At 55.5% G+C, this 19051-nt stretch carries 20 protein-coding genes and 1 pseudogene; 7 read left to right on the forward strand and 14 right to left on the reverse strand.

Annotation, left to right across the window (positions count from 1 at the left end):
* Positions 1–56 precede the first annotated feature (56 nt).
* From H7F08_RS08330 to H7F08_RS08350, 5 genes are all read left to right on the forward strand, one after another.
* A complete protein-coding gene (locus tag H7F08_RS08330; RefSeq protein WP_031575713.1) occupies positions 57–620 on the forward strand; it encodes a DJ-1 family glyoxalase III in 564 nt (187 codons plus the stop codon).
* Between the two features lie 63 nt (positions 621–683).
* Positions 684–1460: a peptidylprolyl isomerase gene (locus H7F08_RS08335; protein ID WP_024894842.1), complete on the forward strand. Its 777-nt coding sequence runs from the start codon at positions 684–686 to the stop codon at positions 1458–1460.
* A gap of 173 nt (positions 1461–1633) precedes the next feature.
* On the forward strand, positions 1634–1942 hold the full coding sequence (clpS, locus tag H7F08_RS08340; protein WP_193640307.1) for an ATP-dependent Clp protease adapter ClpS: 309 nt from the start codon (positions 1634–1636) through the stop codon (positions 1940–1942).
* A 5-nt stretch (positions 1943–1947) separates the two neighbouring features.
* Positions 1948–4206, forward strand: coding sequence for an ATP-dependent Clp protease ATP-binding subunit ClpA (gene clpA, locus H7F08_RS08345; RefSeq protein ID WP_010642911.1), 2259 nt, complete (start codon positions 1948–1950; stop codon positions 4204–4206).
* Between the two features lie 107 nt (positions 4207–4313).
* Positions 4314–5789, forward strand: coding sequence for a protein adenylyltransferase SelO (locus H7F08_RS08350; protein ID WP_193640308.1), 1476 nt, complete (start codon positions 4314–4316; stop codon positions 5787–5789).
* Here H7F08_RS08350 and H7F08_RS08355 read toward each other — a convergent pair.
* The 12 genes from H7F08_RS08355 to H7F08_RS08410 all read right to left on the reverse strand — a co-directional run bounded on the left by H7F08_RS08355 (position 5765) and on the right by H7F08_RS08410 (position 15529).
* On the reverse strand, positions 5765–6472 hold the full coding sequence (locus H7F08_RS08355) for a type 1 glutamine amidotransferase (RefSeq protein WP_031575719.1): 708 nt from the start codon (positions 6470–6472) through the stop codon (positions 5765–5767). The two genes, H7F08_RS08350 and H7F08_RS08355, sit on opposite strands and share 25 nt — an antisense overlap.
* 156 nt (positions 6473–6628) lie before the next feature.
* The gene (locus H7F08_RS08360; RefSeq protein WP_024894838.1) at positions 6629–7285 is read right to left on the reverse strand and encodes a peroxiredoxin; all 657 of its coding nucleotides are present in this window, start codon (positions 7283–7285) and stop codon (positions 6629–6631) included.
* A 144-nt stretch (positions 7286–7429) separates the two neighbouring features.
* Entirely contained in the window at positions 7430–7813 is a 384-nt protein-coding gene (locus H7F08_RS08365) for a hypothetical protein (RefSeq protein WP_024894837.1), read from the reverse strand.
* Between the two features lie 92 nt (positions 7814–7905).
* The gene (gene ppa, locus H7F08_RS08370; protein ID WP_081577584.1) at positions 7906–8427 is read right to left on the reverse strand and encodes an inorganic diphosphatase; all 522 of its coding nucleotides are present in this window, start codon (positions 8425–8427) and stop codon (positions 7906–7908) included.
* Between the two features lie 21 nt (positions 8428–8448).
* Entirely contained in the window at positions 8449–9207 is a 759-nt protein-coding gene (kdsB, locus tag H7F08_RS08375; protein ID WP_193640309.1) for a 3-deoxy-manno-octulosonate cytidylyltransferase, read from the reverse strand.
* Positions 9204–9386 (reverse strand): Trm112 family protein, encoded by a 183-nt coding sequence (locus H7F08_RS08380; protein ID WP_010637160.1) that lies wholly within the window; start codon positions 9384–9386, stop codon positions 9204–9206. Before H7F08_RS08380 ends, kdsB begins: the two co-directional genes overlap by 4 nt.
* Positions 9376–10389 carry a tetraacyldisaccharide 4'-kinase gene (lpxK, locus tag H7F08_RS08385; RefSeq protein ID WP_193640310.1) on the reverse strand — a complete coding sequence of 338 codons (1014 nt, stop codon included), beginning with the start codon at positions 10387–10389 and terminating at the stop codon, positions 9376–9378. The genes H7F08_RS08380 and lpxK overlap by 11 nt, the downstream gene beginning before the upstream one ends.
* Complete coding sequence (locus H7F08_RS08390; protein WP_193640311.1) at positions 10386–11531, reverse strand: hypothetical protein; 1146 nt, start codon at positions 11529–11531, stop codon at positions 10386–10388. Before H7F08_RS08390 ends, lpxK begins: the two co-directional genes overlap by 4 nt.
* A 3-nt stretch (positions 11532–11534) precedes the next feature.
* Positions 11535–12179 carry a lysophospholipid acyltransferase family protein gene (locus H7F08_RS08395; protein ID WP_226831529.1) on the reverse strand — a complete coding sequence of 215 codons (645 nt, stop codon included), beginning with the start codon at positions 12177–12179 and terminating at the stop codon, positions 11535–11537.
* 30 nt (positions 12180–12209) lie between these two features.
* Positions 12210–12614, reverse strand: coding sequence for an ExbD/TolR family protein (locus tag H7F08_RS08400; RefSeq protein WP_142087435.1), 405 nt, complete (start codon positions 12612–12614; stop codon positions 12210–12212).
* On the reverse strand, positions 12611–13231 hold the full coding sequence (locus H7F08_RS08405; RefSeq protein WP_010637155.1) for a MotA/TolQ/ExbB proton channel family protein: 621 nt from the start codon (positions 13229–13231) through the stop codon (positions 12611–12613). Before H7F08_RS08405 ends, H7F08_RS08400 begins: the two co-directional genes overlap by 4 nt.
* Positions 13232–13315: 84 nt before the next feature.
* A complete protein-coding gene (locus H7F08_RS08410; RefSeq protein ID WP_226831528.1) occupies positions 13316–15529 on the reverse strand; it encodes a ComEC/Rec2 family competence protein in 2214 nt (737 codons plus the stop codon).
* Between H7F08_RS08410 and H7F08_RS08415 the strand changes: the two genes are divergently transcribed.
* Entirely contained in the window at positions 15514–16077 is a 564-nt protein-coding gene (locus tag H7F08_RS08415; RefSeq protein WP_193640312.1) for a DUF2062 domain-containing protein, read from the forward strand. The genes H7F08_RS08410 and H7F08_RS08415 overlap by 16 nt on opposite strands.
* A gap of 266 nt (positions 16078–16343) precedes the next feature.
* Here H7F08_RS08415 and H7F08_RS08420 read toward each other — a convergent pair.
* Positions 16344–17695, reverse strand: a pseudogene (locus H7F08_RS08420) (IS1182 family transposase).
* Between the two features lie 316 nt (positions 17696–18011).
* Here H7F08_RS08420 and H7F08_RS08425 point away from each other — a divergent pair.
* Entirely contained in the window at positions 18012–18167 is a 156-nt protein-coding gene (locus tag H7F08_RS08425; protein ID WP_193640314.1) for a hypothetical protein, read from the forward strand.
* Positions 18168–18177: 10 nt separating this feature from the next.
* On the opposite strand, the gene H7F08_RS08430 is transcribed toward H7F08_RS08425, so the two are convergent.
* Positions 18178–19051, reverse strand: an 874-nt coding sequence (locus H7F08_RS08430) for an ATP-binding protein (RefSeq protein WP_193640315.1), incomplete at its 5' end; no start/stop codon positions are given.

Here is a 19051-nt window from a genome sequence, read left to right on the forward strand (position 1 = left end):
AAATGAGCGGACTTGATAATCATGCACTTAGGTAAAAATTACGAGGTTGCTGTCTAATGTCTTCAGCCATTCAGGTACTCATACCGGTCGCCGACGGCTTTGAAGATATGGAAGTCGTTATTTGTAGTGACATTCTGCGCCGTGCCGGATGTCAGGTGACGATCGTCGCGTTGCGCCCGGGGCCGGTCACCGGTGGTCGCGGCCTCTGCCTGATCCCCGACACCACCTGGGATGAGCTGGCCGCTACCGAGGTGGACGTGATTGTGCTTCCCGGAGGAGCAGCCGGCGTTGAAAACCTCGAAAAACACAGCCCTCTTCGGGAGTTGCTGCTTCAGCGGAAACAGCAGGGGAAACTGATTGCGGCCATTTGTGCGGCACCGGGTTTGCTGGCCCGCCAACACTTGTTGGAAAACCGCCATGTAACGGCCTACCCGGGAGTGCTGGATCCGCTCAGCAAGGAATATCATTATGAAAGTTCTGCCGTAGTCGTTGATGGTCCACTAATCAGTTCACGTGGTCCCGGTACGGCTATGGACTTTGCCCTTACCTTGGTGGAACTCCTTCTGGGTCCTGAAAAAAGACAGGAAACAGAAATTCCACTGCAACGTAGTTCCTGCTAACACTTCCCCTTTGTCTGTGACTATGGATAATAGGGGAGCATTACTTAACCTGAAGGAAAATTTATGAAACTTCGCGCGGTCATTCTTGCTGCCACTCTCAGCGCTTTTGCAGTACCTGCTTTTGCTGCTCCTGTAGCCACTGTCAACGGTACCCCCATCGACAATAGTGAAGTCCAGGCCATCATGTCCATGAGTCCGGCGCTGGCCAAAGAGCCCAATGCCCACGAGCAGGTCGTGCAGAATCTGGTCAACATGGAAGTCCTGTCCCAGTATGCCACCAGCCATAACCTGGCTCAGTCTCCTGATGTCAAAGAACGACTGGCTATGGCCAAGCGCCAGATATTGGCAGATGCCGCTGTAGACCAATATGTTCAGGAGCATCCAGTTCCCGAATCCGATATTCAGGCGGCGTACAACAAATTTGTGCAGGCCATGGGCAAAAAAGAATACGAAGTCCGGCATATTCTGGTCAAAACCAAGGCAGAAGCCGACAAGATCATGGCTGAACTCAAGGCTGGCAAGAAATTTTCAACCTTGGCAGAAAAAGACTCCATCGACAAGGCCAGTGCAGCCCATGGCGGCGAACTCGGCTGGATTGTTCCTGGTATGGTGGTACCGCCTTTCGCCCAGGCTATCGAAACCGCGCCGATTGACAAGCCTGTAGGTCCGGTACAGACCCAGTTCGGCTACCATGTCATTGAAGTACAGGCGACGCGTGCTTTGACCCCGCCGCCTTTGAGTGCCATGAAGGATCGCATCAAGGCCCAGCTTTCCCAGCAGGAAGCCGCCAAGTTCGTATCCCAGCTGCGGAGTCAGGCGAAAATCAACATTACCAAGTAATTGCAGCAGTTTTGCATCTGCTGGCGCCGGGATTTTCCCGGCGCTTTTTTTTGTCGGTGCCCGCCCCCATATCCAATCGAGCCTGAGCTGTTTTTTTAAGCGGTTTCGCCTTGCCAGCGGTCGGGGCAGACGCCACAATGAAGGCAGACAAAGTAAATCATGGAGCTTGGGAAATGAGTAAAACGCAGTATCGCCGCAGTACGATCCTGGAGCGTGATCCGAAGACGGAAGAGCCGAGGATGTACAAGGTATTGCTGATGAATGATGACTTCACGCCGATGGATTATGTCGTGCATGTTCTTGAAGCCTATTTCCATAAACCTCATGAGGAAGCCGTTGCGGTGATGATGTCCGTACATCATCAGGGTAAGGGTCTCTGCGGTATATTCCCTTATGATCTGGCCGAAACCAAGGTCGCACTGGTCACGGCAGATGCCCGGCAACACCAGCACCCACTCCGCTGCATCATGGAAAAGGAGTAGTCCTAATGATTGACAAGGCCTTGGAAAAATCCATCAACCAGGCATTTCAGATTGCCCGTCAATACGGTCATGAGTATGCGTCTGTAGAACATTTGCTGCTGGCTCTGCTGGACAACCCAGAAGGGCTGGATGTACTCAAGGCCTGTGGCGGGAATGCCGAGCATCTATCCATGGAATTGCAAAACTTTCTGGAGCGCAAGGTGCCCGCCATGGGCCCCGCCGGAACCGTCAACACCCAGCCCTCCGTAGGGTTTCAGCGGGTCATTCAGCGCGCCCTCTACCATGTCCAATCCGCAGGCAAGGATGCCGTTTCCGGGGCCAATGTTATTGTCGCCATGTTTGCCGAGCGCGAATCCCATGCGGTTTACTTCTTGCAGAAAGAACACGTTACCCGACTTGACGTTGTCAACTATCTGGCGCACGGAATGCGCAAGGATGAAGCCATGGACGAGGAAGAAGAAGAAGTCGAAGGGAGTACCGAAAAAAAGGGCAACAGCAAGGACCCTCTGCAGGCTTATGCACGCAATCTCAATGCCATGGCCCGTGCCGGACGCCTGGACCCGCTGATCGGGCGTCAGGAGGAAGTCATCAGAGCCTTGCAGGTATTGGCACGTCGCCGCAAAAACAATCCCTTGTTTGTCGGCGAACCGGGGGTCGGCAAGACGGCTATTGTGGAAGGCATTGCCAGAGCCATTGTCGCCGGGAAAGTGCCGGAAATGCTGGAGAATGTCACCATATACGCGCTGGATCTGGGTGCCCTGATTGCCGGATCCCGATATCGGGGAGACTTTGAGGAACGCCTCAAGGCGGTTTTGAAAGCGCTGCGCAAACAGCCGGGCAGCATTCTCTTCATTGATGAAATTCACACTCTGATTGGTGCCGGAGCAGCCTCCGGAGGCGCCATGGATGCTTCCAACCTGCTCAAGCCAGCGTTGGCCTCCGGCGAGCTCAAATGCATTGGAGCCACTACTTATCAGGAGTTCCGCCAGCATTTCGAGAAAGACCGGGCGCTTACCCGGCGCTTCCAGAAAATTGATGTTCCGGAGCCCTCTCAGGAAGAATCTGTGCAAATACTACGCGGGCTAAAAGGCCAGTTTGAGCAGCACCACAATCTCCGCTACACCGACACGGCGCTGCGGGCAGCAGTGGAGCTTTCGGTCAAGCATATTCATGATCGCCACTTGCCTGACAAAGCCATTGATCTGATTGACGAAGTGGGTGCGGCTCAGGCATTACTGCCTCCCTCGCGGCGGAAAAAAAGCATTGGCGTCCACGACATTGAAGAAATGGTGGCCCGCGTAGCGCGCATTCCCGGCAAAAATGTTTCTTTAGATGATCGTCAGGCGCTGAAAAATCTGGAAAGAGATCTGGGTCTGGTCATCTACGGACAGGCAAAAGCCATTCATGAGCTTTCCGCAGCCATCAAAATGGCCCGGGCCGGGCTCCGGCATCACGAAAAACCGGTGGGCACATTCCTGTTTTCCGGACCCACTGGCGTGGGCAAAACCGAACTCAGCCGCCAGTTGTCCAGCCTGCTGGGTATCCCGTTATTGCGCTTCGACATGAGTGAATACATGGAGCGCCATACGGTATCCCGTCTCATTGGCGCGCCTCCGGGTTATGTGGGGCATGATCAGGCCGGTCAACTGACGGAAGCGGTCAGTCGTAACCCCCATTCCGTGCTGCTGCTCGACGAAATTGAAAAAGCCCATCCGGATATTTTCAATGTATTGCTGCAAGTCATGGACCACGGCAAGCTGACCGATGCTGGCGGTCGTTCGGTAGATTTCCGCAACGTCGTCCTGATCATGACCACCAATGCCGGCGCCGAGACCCGAAACAAGGCCAGCATTGGCTTCATGAAGCCCGCAGAACTGGAAGGTGGCCAGGAAATGGAAACCATCCGGCGGGTATTTTCACCGGAATTCCGAAATCGTCTGGACGCGGTTGTGCCCTTCAGCGCCCTGTCTCGGGACACCATTCTCCATGTGGTCGACAAATTCATCATGGAACTGGATGAGCAACTCCTCAGCAAGGGATACAGTCTCGAAATCAGTCCTGAACTCCGACAATGGCTGGGCGATAAGGGCTATGATCCGCAAATGGGCGCACGGCCCATGGCGCGCGTCATTCAGGAACACCTAAAAAAGCCTCTGGCCGAGCATATTCTTTTTGGAGATCTGCCCAAGGGCACCCGGATCAGCGCCACACTGGAAGACGGTGCAGTGAAGTTGCGGATTCCCGAAGCGGTGACCCAGGAATGAACCTGAAAACAGCAGAGGGTCCGGCGGCTTTGCCGCAATTTTGGCTCGTGCCGTTAGCACAGAAAGCCTCCGGGCCCTCTGCCAAATTCTGGATACTTCGATAAATCATGAGCACTTACGGCTTTCATTTTGACAATAGCTACGCCCGTGAACTGGAGGGATTTTTCGCCCCCTGGCAAGCGGCAATGGTGCCCTCCCCCCATATGTTGCTTTTCAACCATGCTCTGGCGACGCAACTGGGACTGGACGCTGCCGCCCTGGAGAGTGACCAGGGCGCTGCTATTTTTTCCGGCAATGAAATTCCGCAGGGTGCGCAGCCTTTGGCCCAGGCTTATGCCGGGCATCAGTTTGGCAATCTATCCCCGCAATTGGGAGATGGTCGAGCCTTGTTGCTGGGTGAACTACTCGACCCGAACGGTCAACGTTGGGACCTCCAGCTCAAAGGCTCCGGACGCACCCCTTTTTCGCGCGGTGGGGACGGCAAAGCAGCCATTGGCCCCGTACTCCGGGAATACCTCATGGGTGAAGCCATGGCCGCCCTCGGCATACCTACTACCCGCGCACTGGCGGCCGTCAGCACCGGGGAAATCATTCATCGCGACATGCCGCTGCCCGGTGCCATTCTGGCGCGCATTGCGGCCAGTCATATTCGCGTCGGTACTTTTCAGTTTTTTGCGATTCGTAATGATCCGGAAAAAGTCCGGCAACTGGCCGATTACACGATTGCCCGTCATTATCCTGCAGTACAAAGCGTTACCAATCCCTATCTCGCCCTGTTTAATGCCGTCGCCGACCGGCAGGCGGCGCTGCTTGCCCGGTGGATGCTGGTGGGATTCATCCATGGCGTCATGAACACCGACAACATGAGCATTGCCGGAGAGACCATTGATTACGGTCCCTGCGCTTTCATGGACCGCTACGACCCTGCCACCGTATTCAGCTCTATCGACAGTCAGGGACGCTATGCCTACGGCAATCAACCGCTGATCGCCCAGTGGAATCTGACCCGTTTTGCGGAAACTCTGGTCGAACTGGTTGATCCTGACAGCGAAGCCGCCATTCGCCAGCTGACCGCAGCCATCAACCATTTCCCGAAAGTTTATGCAGCTTACTGGCTACAGGGTATGCGCGCCAAACTGGGCCTGCACACAGAGGAAGAACAGGACCAGGAATTGGCCCAGGACTTTCTGACGACGCTTGAAGGTCAATCCGTGGATTATACCCGGGCATTCCGAAGCCTGTCGGCTGTAGCTCTGGGGAACCCTGCGGCGTTGCGCAGCCAGTTTGAAGATGCTGCAACTGCGGATGCCTGGTTGCAACGCTGGCAGGATCGCCTGGCGCGGGAACGCATGCAGGCTGAGGAAATAGCACGACATATGGATCAGGTGAATCCCATCTATATCCCGCGCAATCATAAAGTGGAAGAAGCCCTGAATGCAGCCACCCAAAACCGCGATCGCGGTCTTTTCCGCCAGCTGCTCGAAGTCCTCGCCGAGCCTTTTACTGAACGCCCCGGTCTGGAAAGCTACGCGCAGCCCGCACCCGAAAGCTTCGGAGTTTACAAAACCTTCTGTGGCACCTGAGTGCTGAGAAAATCCAGAACGCGCTGAACCTGTGCGTGGATTTGCTCATAAGCGTCTGAAGGAGCATCCAGCATCTGCTCCACACTCTGAATAGTAGGCTGATCGGGAATAATTTCATCCGCACAGTGCCGGATCAGGGCATCAATGCTGAACGCCGTACTTTCCAGGTGGAATTGTAATCCTATGATTTGATTTCCTATCTGAAAAGCCTGATTCTCACAGGCGGCGCTATGGGCCAGACGGGTCGCTCCAGGCGGCAAATCAAAAGTCTCGCCATGCCAATGGAAAGCCTGTATTTGCCGGGGAAATTGAAAATGATCGGCGTCAGATACTTCCGCATATACGGGAAACCAGCCAATCTCCTTCTGCTTGCCCGGAACAACCTGCGCCCCGCAGACATTAGCAACCAGCTGCGCACCCAGACAAATGCCCAGAATCGGCAAATCCGCTGCTATGGTTTCACCAATAAAGCGTTTTTCCGCAGACAACCAGGGATAAGTCGCTTCATCGTGAATACTCATTGGACCACCGAGAATAATCAGTAAATCAAACTCTGTGGTTGCTGGCAATGCGCTATTTTCATAAAAGCGCGTCCAGGACACTCTGGCTTTGCGGTCCTCAAGCCAGGTTTCCATACTACCCAGTCCTTCAAAAGCCACATGCTGGAGAACATGAACGCGCATCGCTGAAAATCCTCCTAAGATATTTCTCCCGACCCTTGAGATTATGCCCTGAATGGGGAGGATTCAACTGAAAATGTTTTTGATTAAATTAAAAACATAAGCCCCGTCAAATCCGGATGAACCTGACGGGGCCATGACTACAACACTTAGCAGCCCTTATTTTTTAGGGGCTTTAGCCATCCGTAAGTAGGGCAGCTTGATATTGATATCGCCAAACTTGTCTTTGGCCTGTTCATCATTGAGGGACAGCGCCACGATCACATCCTGACCGGGTACCCAGTTGGCCGGGGTGGCAATCGGCACCCCATCGGTAATCTGAATGGCATCCAGAGCCCGCAGAATTTCCGCAAAGTTGCGGCCTACTGACATGGGGTAGAGCATGGTGAGCCGTATTTTCTTGTCGGGTCCGATGATAAATACCGAGCGAACCGTTGCCGTATTGGCTGCCGTCCGGCTGTCCGGAAGATAGGCATCCGCAGGGAGCATGTCGTAGAGCTTGGAAACGTGCAGAGAAGTGTCATCGATAATCGGGAAATCGGCAGGTGCGCCCGCAAAGGCTTCAATATCCCGCTTCCACTTTTTGTGCTCTTCCACATTGTCCACAGAGACGCCCATGACCTTGGTGTTGCGTTTGGCGAATTCGGGAGCCAGTTGGGCTACCGCACCAAATTCGGTGGTGCAAACCGGGGTGAAGTCACGCGGGTGGGAGAAGAGAATGGCGTAGCTATCGCCAATCCACTCATGGAGATTAATCTTTCCGGCTGTGGAGTCAACGGTAAAATCTGGAGCAACATCATTAATACGAATCGTCATCTGAGTCATCCTCTCTATATAACCAACGAAGCAACGGGTCAGGAACTGCTCAACTTCACTACGAAAGTCAATATCCCATATCCACTTTAGACTGTCAATATATATTTTATTAGTTAAATATTAGACCAATTATAAATTATTAGCTTAAGCACTACGCCAGTAGGGAGCCAATAACAAAGCCTCTGGCACCAGCGTCTTGATGGCGGCAGGAATTTCGAGGGTTAGACCGGGGCGAGGGCGTATACTCACCCAGAGCAAATTGGTGCGCATGTTCATATCTGCAAATACCACCCAGGCACCATAATGTTTGAGTACTGCATTGATAATACGCAAGGTATGCTGCTGACGCAGGCCGCTACGATCCCGTAATCCGGGGATAAGCATACGAAAATCAGCGAGAAGATGACCGTTTTCGTCACGACTGGGAACCCTTCGCCAGAGCGGCTCGTCAGGGTGCAGGGCGGCATGAAAGGAGTTTTTCAGGCCTTTTTGTTGCGGTTGCCGGGATACTGGCGGTGCTGCAGACATGGGGTTGTCTCCTGCATGTGCGAGTCACCCCCCTAGTCTGCCTGCTCTGCCTAGGGGCGGCAAGCCCCGGCAGAGCAACGCGATGAAAAAACCTAACCGTGTCTTTTGACGTCCGCTTCGATGATTTTGCGGGCTTCGGCCAAGTTAGCCCAGTCCTTCATTTTCACCCATTTGCCTGGCTCCAAGTCCTTGTAATGTTCAAAGAAATGCCGAATCTGCTGACGAATGTTTTCCGGCAGATCTTCGACATCGCGAATGTCCGCATAGCCTCCAGCCACCTTTTCATGGGGTACGGCGACAATTTTTGCATCTATACCGTGTTCATCTTCCATCATCAGTACACCAACCGGACGCGCCCGAATCACCGTACCGGGAGCCACCGCCTGGGGAGACCAAACCAGACAATCGGTGGGGTCACCATCATCAGACAGGGTGTTGGGAATAAATCCGTAATTGAGAGGGTAGTGCATGGCAGTGAACAGAAACCGATCAACAAACACCGCGCCCGCTTCTTTATCCATTTCATACTTGACGGAAGAACCCTGGGGAACTTCAATCACCACATTGATATCATCTGGCAAGGACTTACCAGCCGGTATTTTTTTCAGATCCATACGACACTCCTTGAGGTTGGTTTAAGAAAAGAGGGTACGCACTCGCTCCAGATCAGCCGCCGTATCGACGCCAGATGCGGGAGCTTCTGCTGCGCAATATACCGCAATTTGCACGCCACGCTCCAACGCCCGCATTTGTTCCAGGGATTCAATCTGCTCCAGGGCGCTGGCGGGCCATTGCGCATAATCCTGGAGAAATCCAACGCGATAAGCATATAGGCCCAGATGTCGCCACCAGTTTCCGGAATCAGGAAGAGCTGCTCCTGCCCGCAGGGGAAATTGCTCCCGGCACCAGGGAACAGGCGCGCGGGAAAAATACTGGGCATGGCCCAGATCATTGCGGATCAGTTTCACGACATGCGGATCTGCGAGCTCATCCCAGTGCCCAATGGGAACTGCAGCGGTGGCCATCTGCAAGCCGGCATCTTCCAGTAATAGTTGGGCCGTAGCCTGCAGAAGTGCGGGATTCATTCCGGGTTCATCTCCCTGCAGATTGACAATAATTGCCTCCGCAGGCAATTCCAGCAGACGCGCAGCTTCGGCAAGACGTTCCGTACCGCAAACATGGGCCGTGGACGTCAGTACTGCTTCGCCATCGTAGCTCTGAATGCATTCAACAATTTCTTGATGATCAGCGGCAACGACCACCCGGGAAGCGCCACTTTCGAGCGCCCGGCGCCGCACCTGTTCAATCATGGGCAAACCACCAACATCCAGCATGACCTTGCGCGGCAGGCGCGTAGATGCCAGGCGCGCCGGAATAAGCACACAAAAACTCATGCGGGTTTATCCTCGTAAGGTTTGGCTTCATCCAGTAAAAGAACAGGAATATCATCGCGAATGGGATATTGCAGATGACAACGCGGGCAACACAGGGACTGACGCTGTGCACAAGGTTGCAGACTCCCCTTGCATTGGGGGCAGGCCAACAAATCCAGCAAACGACGATCAATGCTCATGGTTTCTCCAGTTTGATAGCGCCCCTTCCAGCCAGGGCATGAAATCCGGTACCAGTTCGGCGCTAATCCGCAAAGCCCAATCGTCAGGCTGCGCAAATTTCCGACATTTTACGGCATCTTTTTCGGTCATGACGAGGGGGCGCGACAGTGTCTCCAGATCTGCCTGCGTAAATACGTGATGATCCGGAAAAAACCGGGAATCTGCACCTACGTCAGCCCCCAGAGTAGCCAAGGTATCCACGAAGCGTTGTGGGCGGGCTATTCCCGTGACCACCGTCCAGTGTTCTCCGGTCAGACTGTCCAGGCTGCGGATACGTTGTGGATCCGCAACCGCCTGTAAATCCTGAGGACGCACCTGAAAACCGAATTGGGGGGGAGATTCAGTCTGCGCCAGGGCACTGGCTGCGGCAGCATCCACCAGCAAGGCGTCAGCCGCCGCCAGGGCCACCCGGGGCTCGCGCAATGGCCCAGCGGGAAGACAGTAGCCGTTGCCAAAAGGGCGCGATCCAGACATCACCAGCAGACGCAAGCTCGGATGCAAGGCAAGGTGCTGGAAACCATCATCCAGCAAAGCGAGATCAAAGCCGTCGGCTACGGCTGCAGCAATGGCCTGGTGACGATCGGGACAAATATATACCGCCTGGGTTTGATTCTGCAGTTGCGCCAGGAGCAGTGGTTCGTCACCGGCACGCTCGGGAGAATCATGCGCCTGAACCCGATAGGGCCAATGCGGTGGATGCGCGCCGTAACCGCGACTGATGATGGCAACCTGCCATCCCGCCTGCTGCAGCACCTGTGCCAAGGCTGCCACCAAAGGCGTCTTGCCACTGCCGCCCACACTCAGGTTGCCGACCACAATGGTCGGAATATCTGCTTCCCGACCATGGATATGGCGCCGCCGCCAGGTGGCAACCGCGCCCGTCAGCCCCCCCAGCGGTCGTAAACTCGTGGCGAGCCAGCCACCCTCTTGCCATTGCTGTTCGAGGGTCTGGCGGAAACTCACCAGTCAAAAACCCGCTGCAAAAATTCCGGAAGACGTTCTCCCGCCAGGCGTCGCTCCTGCCAGAAAACCCGGCGGGTTGCGTCGCCGCGTTGCCGTGCTTGCATCACATCGGCATATAGATCCTGCCAGTGCTGAAGCACCTGACTGGGATTATTGAGGGCTTGCACAGCACCGGCTTCGAGTTGTCGGGCAGCATTGAGGTCAACTCCGGGGTGCACGCTCACCGGTCGGGAGCCCGCATAAACCTGCCACTGCAGGAAAGGTGCGGCAGACTGCAGATGCACCGCCTGCGCAGCCGCCGCCAAGGCGGGATACCAGCGGTCTTCATCCACGGCCAGAACAGAACCGGCAGGCAGGGGCTGGCGCCGCCATTTTGATAACAGCGGTAAGTCTTCCGGCCTTTCAGCTCCACCCAGAAACAGCAGTCCCTGGCGAGAAAGCGGCGAAGCCGCCCAGGCCTGACGCCAGTCCTGCCATTGTTTTCCGGTCAAGCCCTCGACCCACCACAGCAGTCCCTCATCCGTGCCACTGATCATGCTGCGGAAATTGGGATCGACCTGGGCAATGGTAAAAAGCGTCGCAAAATCCACCGGTTCCTGCAGCACCGCTGCGCTGACCTTTCCCTGCCACTGCTCCGCCTGTCGCGCATCCCGGGGATAGACCGCTTCGAGCAGAGTCGGTACAGGGTTTTTGGGGTCTGCAGCCATCAGCACGCTGGGGATTTGTCGCTGCTTCAGGGCAGCACTCAGCCCCTTGCGCGGCATCTGACCCAAGGCCAGGTAACGCAGCGGTTTGAGTTTATCCAGAGTCCGCTCCACAGCCTGAGCATGATCGCAGGGTCCAAAACCATAGCCCAGCCGCTCCAGGGATTCGGTATGCTGCTGCAATAACTGCGGATATTCCGTTTCAAAAGTCATGACCATACGCAGGTCCCGGCGTTTTTCAGCAATGGCTCTGGACAGCTCAATACCCAGACGCTGATTGTCGGGATCGCTGAAACTCTGCATCCAGAGAATAGGTCCGCGCTCACCGGGAGCTTTAATCCAGCCCCAGCGCGCATTGGCCTGTCCTCTGCGACCGGCACGGGCATCCTGCCAACTTGCCCAGCGGCCGCGCAACAAACCATTTTCGTAATAGCTCATAATTTAATCATACTCACGGCCCACCAGCGTGTCGGCCTGTTTGCGCAAATCAATCATGCTTGTTTCCAGTTGCTTCTGCAGCTCGGTTTGGAGAAGATCGTCGGCATCCCGGGGAATGTACAGCGCCTCACCCCAGGTAACGACAAGACGTGTTGCTAACCGGGGCAGCAAAAAACCATCCCAACTGGAAAAGCGCCTGGCTCGCCGCGCAGAATAACTCACCGGGATGATCGGCAGGCCGGAAATGCGGGCGAGATCAATGACCCCTTTCTGCAGCACCTCCCGAGGACCTCTGGGACCATCAGGAGTAATCGCCAGAGTTCGCCCACTCAGAGCAGCCTTGAGCATCCCTCTCCCCCCTTTTACCGCACCCCGACGCGTTGAGCCGCGTATGGCGGAATATCCCCAGTAAGCCAGGGTCATGGCAATGAGTTCACCGTCCCGATGTTCGCTGATGAGCACATCAATATCACGACCACCCACCCGTCGGTAAGCTTCCGTAATCATCACCCCGCGTCCATGCCAGAAGGCCAGAATAAAAGGTTTTCCAGCAACAATCAGTTGCCGCACCTGGGCATCGCCAAACTCTTCCCAGCGCAAAGTCGCAGATATACCCCTGATCAGATAGGCCGCCAGTCGGGCAGCCAAGCGCAGGGAACGCCCTTCCAGCCGCACTGCTCAGCGATTACTCAAAGTGGCAAAACTGATCCGGGTCAGCCCCGCTTCCTGGGCCGCATCCAACACATCAATCACATATTGCTGCGTGGTGTTTTTATCCGCACGCAACACAATCACGCGTTGCGGATCTTTTGCCGCAAGAGCCTTGAGCCGTCCCAACAAATCCGCCATGGGCACGGGCTGCTTGTCCATCTGCACCTGTCCACTGGCGCTGAGATCAATGGTGATGGGCGTTTTCGGCAAACCGGCGGCGGCCTGCTGAGCTTTGGGTAATTGCATGGATAAATGGGATTGATGCTCAAAACTGCTGGTCACCATAAAAAAAAGCAGCAGCACCAGCACGATGTCGACCATGGACACCACATTGATGTCGGGCTCTTCGTTGACGCGCGGGCGCAGATTCATTTTCCTGCTCCTCCGGAAAGGGTATTCACCACTTTCAGGGCTTCTTTTTCTATGGCCAGGACCATTCCATCTACTTGTCCCTTGAAATAACGATAGAACATCAGACTGGGGATGGCGACAATAAGACCGCTGGCAGTGGTAATAAGCGCCTCGGCAATGCCGCTGGCCAGGGCCTTGGGATCACCCGCCCCGACCATGCCAATGGCCGCGAAAGCATGCATGATGCCGAAAACCGTGCCCAGCAAACCCAGCAGGGGCGAAACCCCGGCAATACTTCCCAGAAAATTCAGGAAACGGTCGAGATGGGCGACTTCCTGGCGACCACTTTCTTCGACGGTTTCCTTGATGGCATCCCGGGATTGCCCTGCCTGTTGCAAGGCTACCAGCATCAGCCGCGCCAATGGGGTATCGTTTTCATAGAGCAGCTTGACGGCTTGCTGCACTTTTCCCGACTCCACCAGATCAGTGACCCGGGGGGCGAGATCCTTGGGCGCAATGCGGGCCTTACGCAGGACCCAGAAACGGTTTCCGATAATCGCCAGGGCGATGACGGCCAGCAGAATCAGAAGGGGTAGGACAAAACCACCCAGTTTAAATAACTGCAGCAACTCCTGCACACCGCCTCCAGCATTCAATCAGATTGGACGAAGCAGGAATATAGCACAAGACCCGACAAACGGCAGTGGCAGCAATCTGATTTTTCAATCCTCTATTTGCCAGTAAGCCCGCACTGGAGAAACAGATTGGACAAAATGCCGGTTTTGCCAGGACCATATCCCGGATGGGTCGTCCCCCGCATAGTGAATGGCTGCATTGGGCATGAGCCCGGCCAGAAAAGCCCGCTCTGCAGTCACGAAACTGGCTGGCGCGAAAGCCAGTTTTACCTGCCGAAAAGACAAAGACCCAACTTTTCCGAAGCGCTGTAGCGTAGCCAAATCCATGTCTCCCAGAATCAGCAGATCAGGACCTGCTCCCCAGGATAAAATACAGGGCTGGACGGCTTTACCCAAATCCACAAAATGCATTCCAGCAGGCGGATTGGGGGCATCCTTGCGACAAACAGAAAGCAGTCCGGGGTTTTGCGGGTAGTTCCTTGCGCCTGGCGGCCCCCACTGATGTATTGCCGACAGGGCGGGCAAGGGTGTGGAAATATCGGTGCGCACCCAGTCCGAGACCCGGGTCAGTCCTTTTTGCTGCAAAACTGCCGAAAGTCCCTGACCTGCTTCACGCCGCGTAGCGGATTTCCAGAGATTGGCGGTCATCACGCCACTATCCTGCGCCTTTTGCCAAAACAGGACCATACCGGAATGCACCAAGAGATTGCGCAGCTCAAAATTCGTATTCCCTTCAGCGGGCACCAGAAGCGGCACCAGTCCGAGTAGTGCCAGAGGGCGACCAGGCCAACCTTTGGGAAGAAAGAAAATGCTGAGTCCGGCTGTTGCGGCCAGTAAAGCCCAGATCCGCCCGGTGCCCGTCCGCACCTGAGCTAAAGGAATATGGAGCAAGGCGCTGAGGAGCGCCGTAATCCCGTCCATCTGCACGGCCACCAGGCGAAAAAGTATCCGACTGAGCCATTCCATATCCACCAGCGCCAGAAGGGTTCCCAACAAGGCAAGAGGAACCGCCAGCAGCTCGACCAGAGGAATCACCAGAATATTGGCCAGCGGCGAAACCAGTGAAATCTGCCCGAAAAGGCCCGCCAGGATCGGCAGCAAGCCAATAAACACAGCCCATTGACTGCGCAGCAGGGTACGCCAGCCCCCTTCCCCATAGCCAACAGCCACCAAGGCCGCTACCGCCCCCAGAGAGAGCCAGAAACCGACATCCACCATAGCTCCAGGGTTCCCTAAAACAATAAGCAGCGCGGCCAGAGCTAAGCCCTGCCAGGCCTGATGCGACCTGCCCAGCAACCAGGCTATTGCCGCTGCGCTGATCATCCAGGCGGCGCGTTCGCCGGGAATCTGCATACCCGCAAAACTGGCGTAAGCCCAGGCGGCCGGAATACTGGCGATTACCCCCGCCGTTTGTGCCGGCCAACGCGTTACCAGCCAGGGAATACGCCGCCAGCCCCATTGTACCAGCCACAAAATCAGACCAGCGACTACCGCCACATGCGAACCGGAAATCACCAACAAATGGGCCGTACCCGTATCTCGGTAAACCTGCCAGATTTGCGGGGAAAGCTGGTTACCCACCCCCACGCTAAGGGCCTGGACGAAACCGGCTGATTCACGGTCCAGCGCCATATTGGTCGCCTGCAGCACGGCCTGGCGGGCAGCAGCAATCTGATCACCCAGATTCCACAAGGAAGGCGGCAGCAGTCGGGCATTTTCGATGCGTGCCACGCCCCCAATACCCTCCCAGAAGCGCTTACGGTCAAGATCCGCAAAGGGACTCTTGGGCAAAGTGCTGAGCGCTTCACTATGCAGTTGCAGCTGCCAACGCTGGCCAACCACCGGCAGTTCGGGAAGGGATCCGTGAATCTGCAAAATGGCGGGATGTTTTCCGGCAGGAGAATCGCCCGACCAACGCTCGGGAGTCAGTTGAAAGCGATAATCGCGCCCGCCCAATTGGGGAATGGAGCTGATGCGTCCCTCCACCGAAAAAGTCCGGGCGCTGGTCCAATGCACGGCGAGGCGCGACTCAGCCTGCCAGACACCCCAAGAGAAAGCCGCCACAGCCAGAGTCAACAGCACCCCATGTCGCCATTTCCAGGCAAAGGGCAAGGACACAAGACATAAGAGCAAGGAAATCCACAGCGGGGGTAACTGCCGGAAACTGTGAAAAGCCCCCATTCCCAGACCGGCAGCCAGCACCACCAAAACCAAAGACGGCCAGGATTTGGTTCCAGGCAAGAGCTTGGCTACACTAGGGCGAATATTGTTGTGGAAATATCCCATTGCGCCTACCCGCATTTGTCCGCCTTCCCACCCGTGAGGAAATCCTCAAAAAACGTCCCCTCGGACGTTTTACCCATTATCTGGCGCGCCCGGTGCTCTGGCACCCGCATCGCCATAGTGTCGCCCGTGCTGCCGCCATTGGGACTTTTATTGGAAGCCTGCCTTTTTTTGGGCATTTACTCAGCATCACTTTGCTCTGCCTCTGGCGCAGAGCCTACATCCCCATCGGCTGGGTTATGCCCTGGGTGGTCACGGGTCCGTTAACTATCATACCGTTTTTTTTCGCTTGTTATGAATTCGGTTTCTGGCTACTCACCCAGTTGCACATCGCGCCTGCCATCACCATCCATTATCGTGATATTCATCAAATATTTCATGGTGATATCGGCATCATGGCGATGGGGGACCGACTCTGGCATGCCTACCTGGTAACCTGGATAGGCAGCCTGATACTGGGCGCCGCCCTCGCCCTGGTGACTTATTTTGGCATCATGCAGGGCTGGCGCATCTGGGTGATCTGGCGTCTGCACCGCAGACGGCTACGTCAGAGCAGAGCCAGATAAAAGGGGTAGTTATAATTATTATCATCCAATCGCTTTGCCACCAATACGACTGAGCAGTCGCCGCGCCATTGCTTCACGTCACTGTGCACTGAGGTCACCGGAATATCGTGGTCAGCTTCTGCAAACCTAAAAACCGTCTAGCAGCCCGTCGGTTTTAACATCGGACTACCGCCAAATTTTAGCCCGATTTTTTTGAAATGGCTCATTTTGGGTCTTTTTCGGTCATTATTACCCTGTTTTTTGCGGTTTATCTGCATTTTCCTGCCCTACAGACGCAATACGGCCATGCGTTTTATGTTCCACGCCAGGCAGACCAGACTCCATTCTCCTTGAACCTGACGCAGGCCGCGCAAGGAGAACTGCCGGAATCCCATCACCGATTTGATAATCCCGAAGACCGGTTCTACCGTTTGTTTGCGCAGACGGTAAACACTTCGGCCTGCCTGCGTCTTCAGACGATGTATCATCGCCTGCATGCGGGTCGCATTTTCCGGGAGGGCTTCCGGTTCTGTGTGCCGTTGCCGCCAGTCGGGATGGTGCTCTTCTCTGGCCACGGCAATGAATGGGGTGATCCCCAGTGCTTCGCAGGCCTCCACATTCTTTTCGCTGCAATAACCCGTATCGGCCACCAGCGCTGCTATTGGTCCCAGTTGCGCTGTTTGTGCCTGGAGGGTTTCCAGCATGGGGATGACCTGTTCCTTGTCATTGGGGGCCTGACTGACCCCGGTGGCTACCACCAGCATCGTCTGGTCATCCACGGCGGCCTGGGCATTATAGGTTTGTTCAAAGCCACCGCCTGAGACCGGCATGATGCGGGATTCTTCATCGGTGAGATTGATCTGGTCTTGCGCTTTAGGCGCAGGGTCCGGTGCCTGGGGGGCTTTGCCTCGGGGTTTTTGCCCCAGGGCTTCTTGTTCCGCACGGCGCGCCATTTTCGTGTCGTAATGTTCTTTCTCTTTGGCATAACGGACCTGTGCCCGCTCGGCAATCTTCGCCTTGGCCACTGCCATCACGGCCAACCGGTCTTCTCGACGCTGGATCTCTTCGGGCAGATTCACGCCCTCGGGAATTACAGACTGATCCGCTTGTTCTGCCAGCGCAAAGAGCTCCTGCACTTCGGCTTGGAGATGACGCTCCATTTGCTCAATATGCCCATGGGACAGGGCTTGATGTTTGGAAGCGTTGGCGTGAATCTTGGTGCCATCCAGACACACCCGACCAATCTTCAGCAGTTTCATCTCCTGCGCCAGTTCCAGCACCTGCACGAACAATCCTTGCAGTTCGCCCAGAAAACGGCGACGGAAGGTGGCCAGGGTATCGTGATCCGGATGGCTGCCTGCCGCGAGGTAACGGAAAGCCACGGAATCGTAGGTGGCTTGTTCCAGTTTACGGCTGGAAAAGACCCCGTTGGCATAGCCGTAGACCAGAATCGCCAGGAGGATGGCCGGGTGATAGGCCTTATGACCACGACCCGCATATTCTTGGACCAGTAGCGAGAGATCGAGCTGATCAATGACTTCCACAATAAAACGGGCCAGGTGCCCTTCCGGGAGCCAGTCGTCCATGGAGGGGGCAGAAGATAATCGGTCTTGCGGTCAGTATCGAGGAATTGGGCCATGAAATCACTCATCACATTGAATCATAAGTAATTATATGATAATTTTAGGCAAAGTGAAAGTCCGACAGCCTGCTAGCTTCGAAAGTTTACATCCTAAATTCCATTGTAATAAAGTTTGCTCCTGGGGCTGAGTTCCAGAATCATCATCTCCAAGAAGAGAATCTGATTTTTCTGATCCTGTTGCAACCGGCCGAGCTTCTTAGTGAAGCCCCGGCGTCACATAAAATGGTCGATTGAACAAGACAATGAATGTACTCTACAAATCGCCGTGCCAGTGTGCGCGGTGCAATAGACGCCCATTTTCTCGACCGTGTTCGTGGCCGACTTTCCGGTGGGAGAAACCATTTCTCAGGAAGGCTCTCTGCAAGGCCCCCTCAGTGGCAAATGCGGCAATATTGCCTGGCACGATCTCAGCCCTGCCGCCGAAGCCAATCTCCGCAAGTTGTGCCCGGCGCAAAAGCCGACACCCTGAACAGATCGGTTCAGTAAGGCTGACGCAAGGGCAGGACCAGTTCGGCAACCAGGCCGCCATCAGGGGCATTATACAAATTCAACTGCCCGTTATGGTAGGCCATAACCCGTTCGACAATGGCCAAGCCCAGACCAATCCCACCGCCCTTGCCCGCCTGGGCAAAAGGAGCGCGTACGGTTTGTAACTGAGATTCAGCAATCCCTGAACCATGATCCCGCACCCGGATCAGCATCTGCTGGCCGACTTTTTCGGCATAAATATCTACGGGTCCCACGCCGTGCACCTGAGCATTATCAATCAGATTTTGCAGAGCCCGCGCCAAACCGATCTCCTGGATGGCCAATTTCGGCAAAGGACCAGGCGAAGGATGCCAGCGCACATCAGCCTGCTGACGCAGCACCAGTTGCTGCAACCAGCTCCCGATATCGGTTTCCACCAGCAGCTCGCGTTCGCCGCTGCGCGCATATCCCATGAACTGATGGATGACTTTGTCCATTTCCTGAATATTGTCGATGATTTCCTGCCGGGCTTCTTCCTCAGCTGGCAGAAACTCCGCACTTAAACGCATCCGCGTCAGAGGCGTCCGCAAATCATGGGAAACGCCCACCAGAACCATTTCCCGCTCTCGCCACAAACGCTGCAGGTCGCGCAGGGTCTGATTGAACCTTTCCGCCAGACGCCGTAAATCCGCAGGCCCTGCTTCCGGCAAATCCCCCAGGGTATCCCCGCTGCGCAAGCGATCTACGCCCTGCATCAAACGCGTCAGGGGGCGGGTAACCTGGCGGACAACCAAATACGCGCCCAACCAGGACAAGAGCAGAATAGCGGCAAGCTTGAACCAGGGCAGAGGTAAGCCCTGGTTCAAGCTTGCCGCTATTCTGCTC

It is taken from the genome of Acidithiobacillus sp. HP-11, from assembly GCF_015100075.1.
Taxonomy (GTDB): domain Bacteria; phylum Pseudomonadota; class Gammaproteobacteria; order Acidithiobacillales; family Acidithiobacillaceae; genus Acidithiobacillus; species Acidithiobacillus thiooxidans.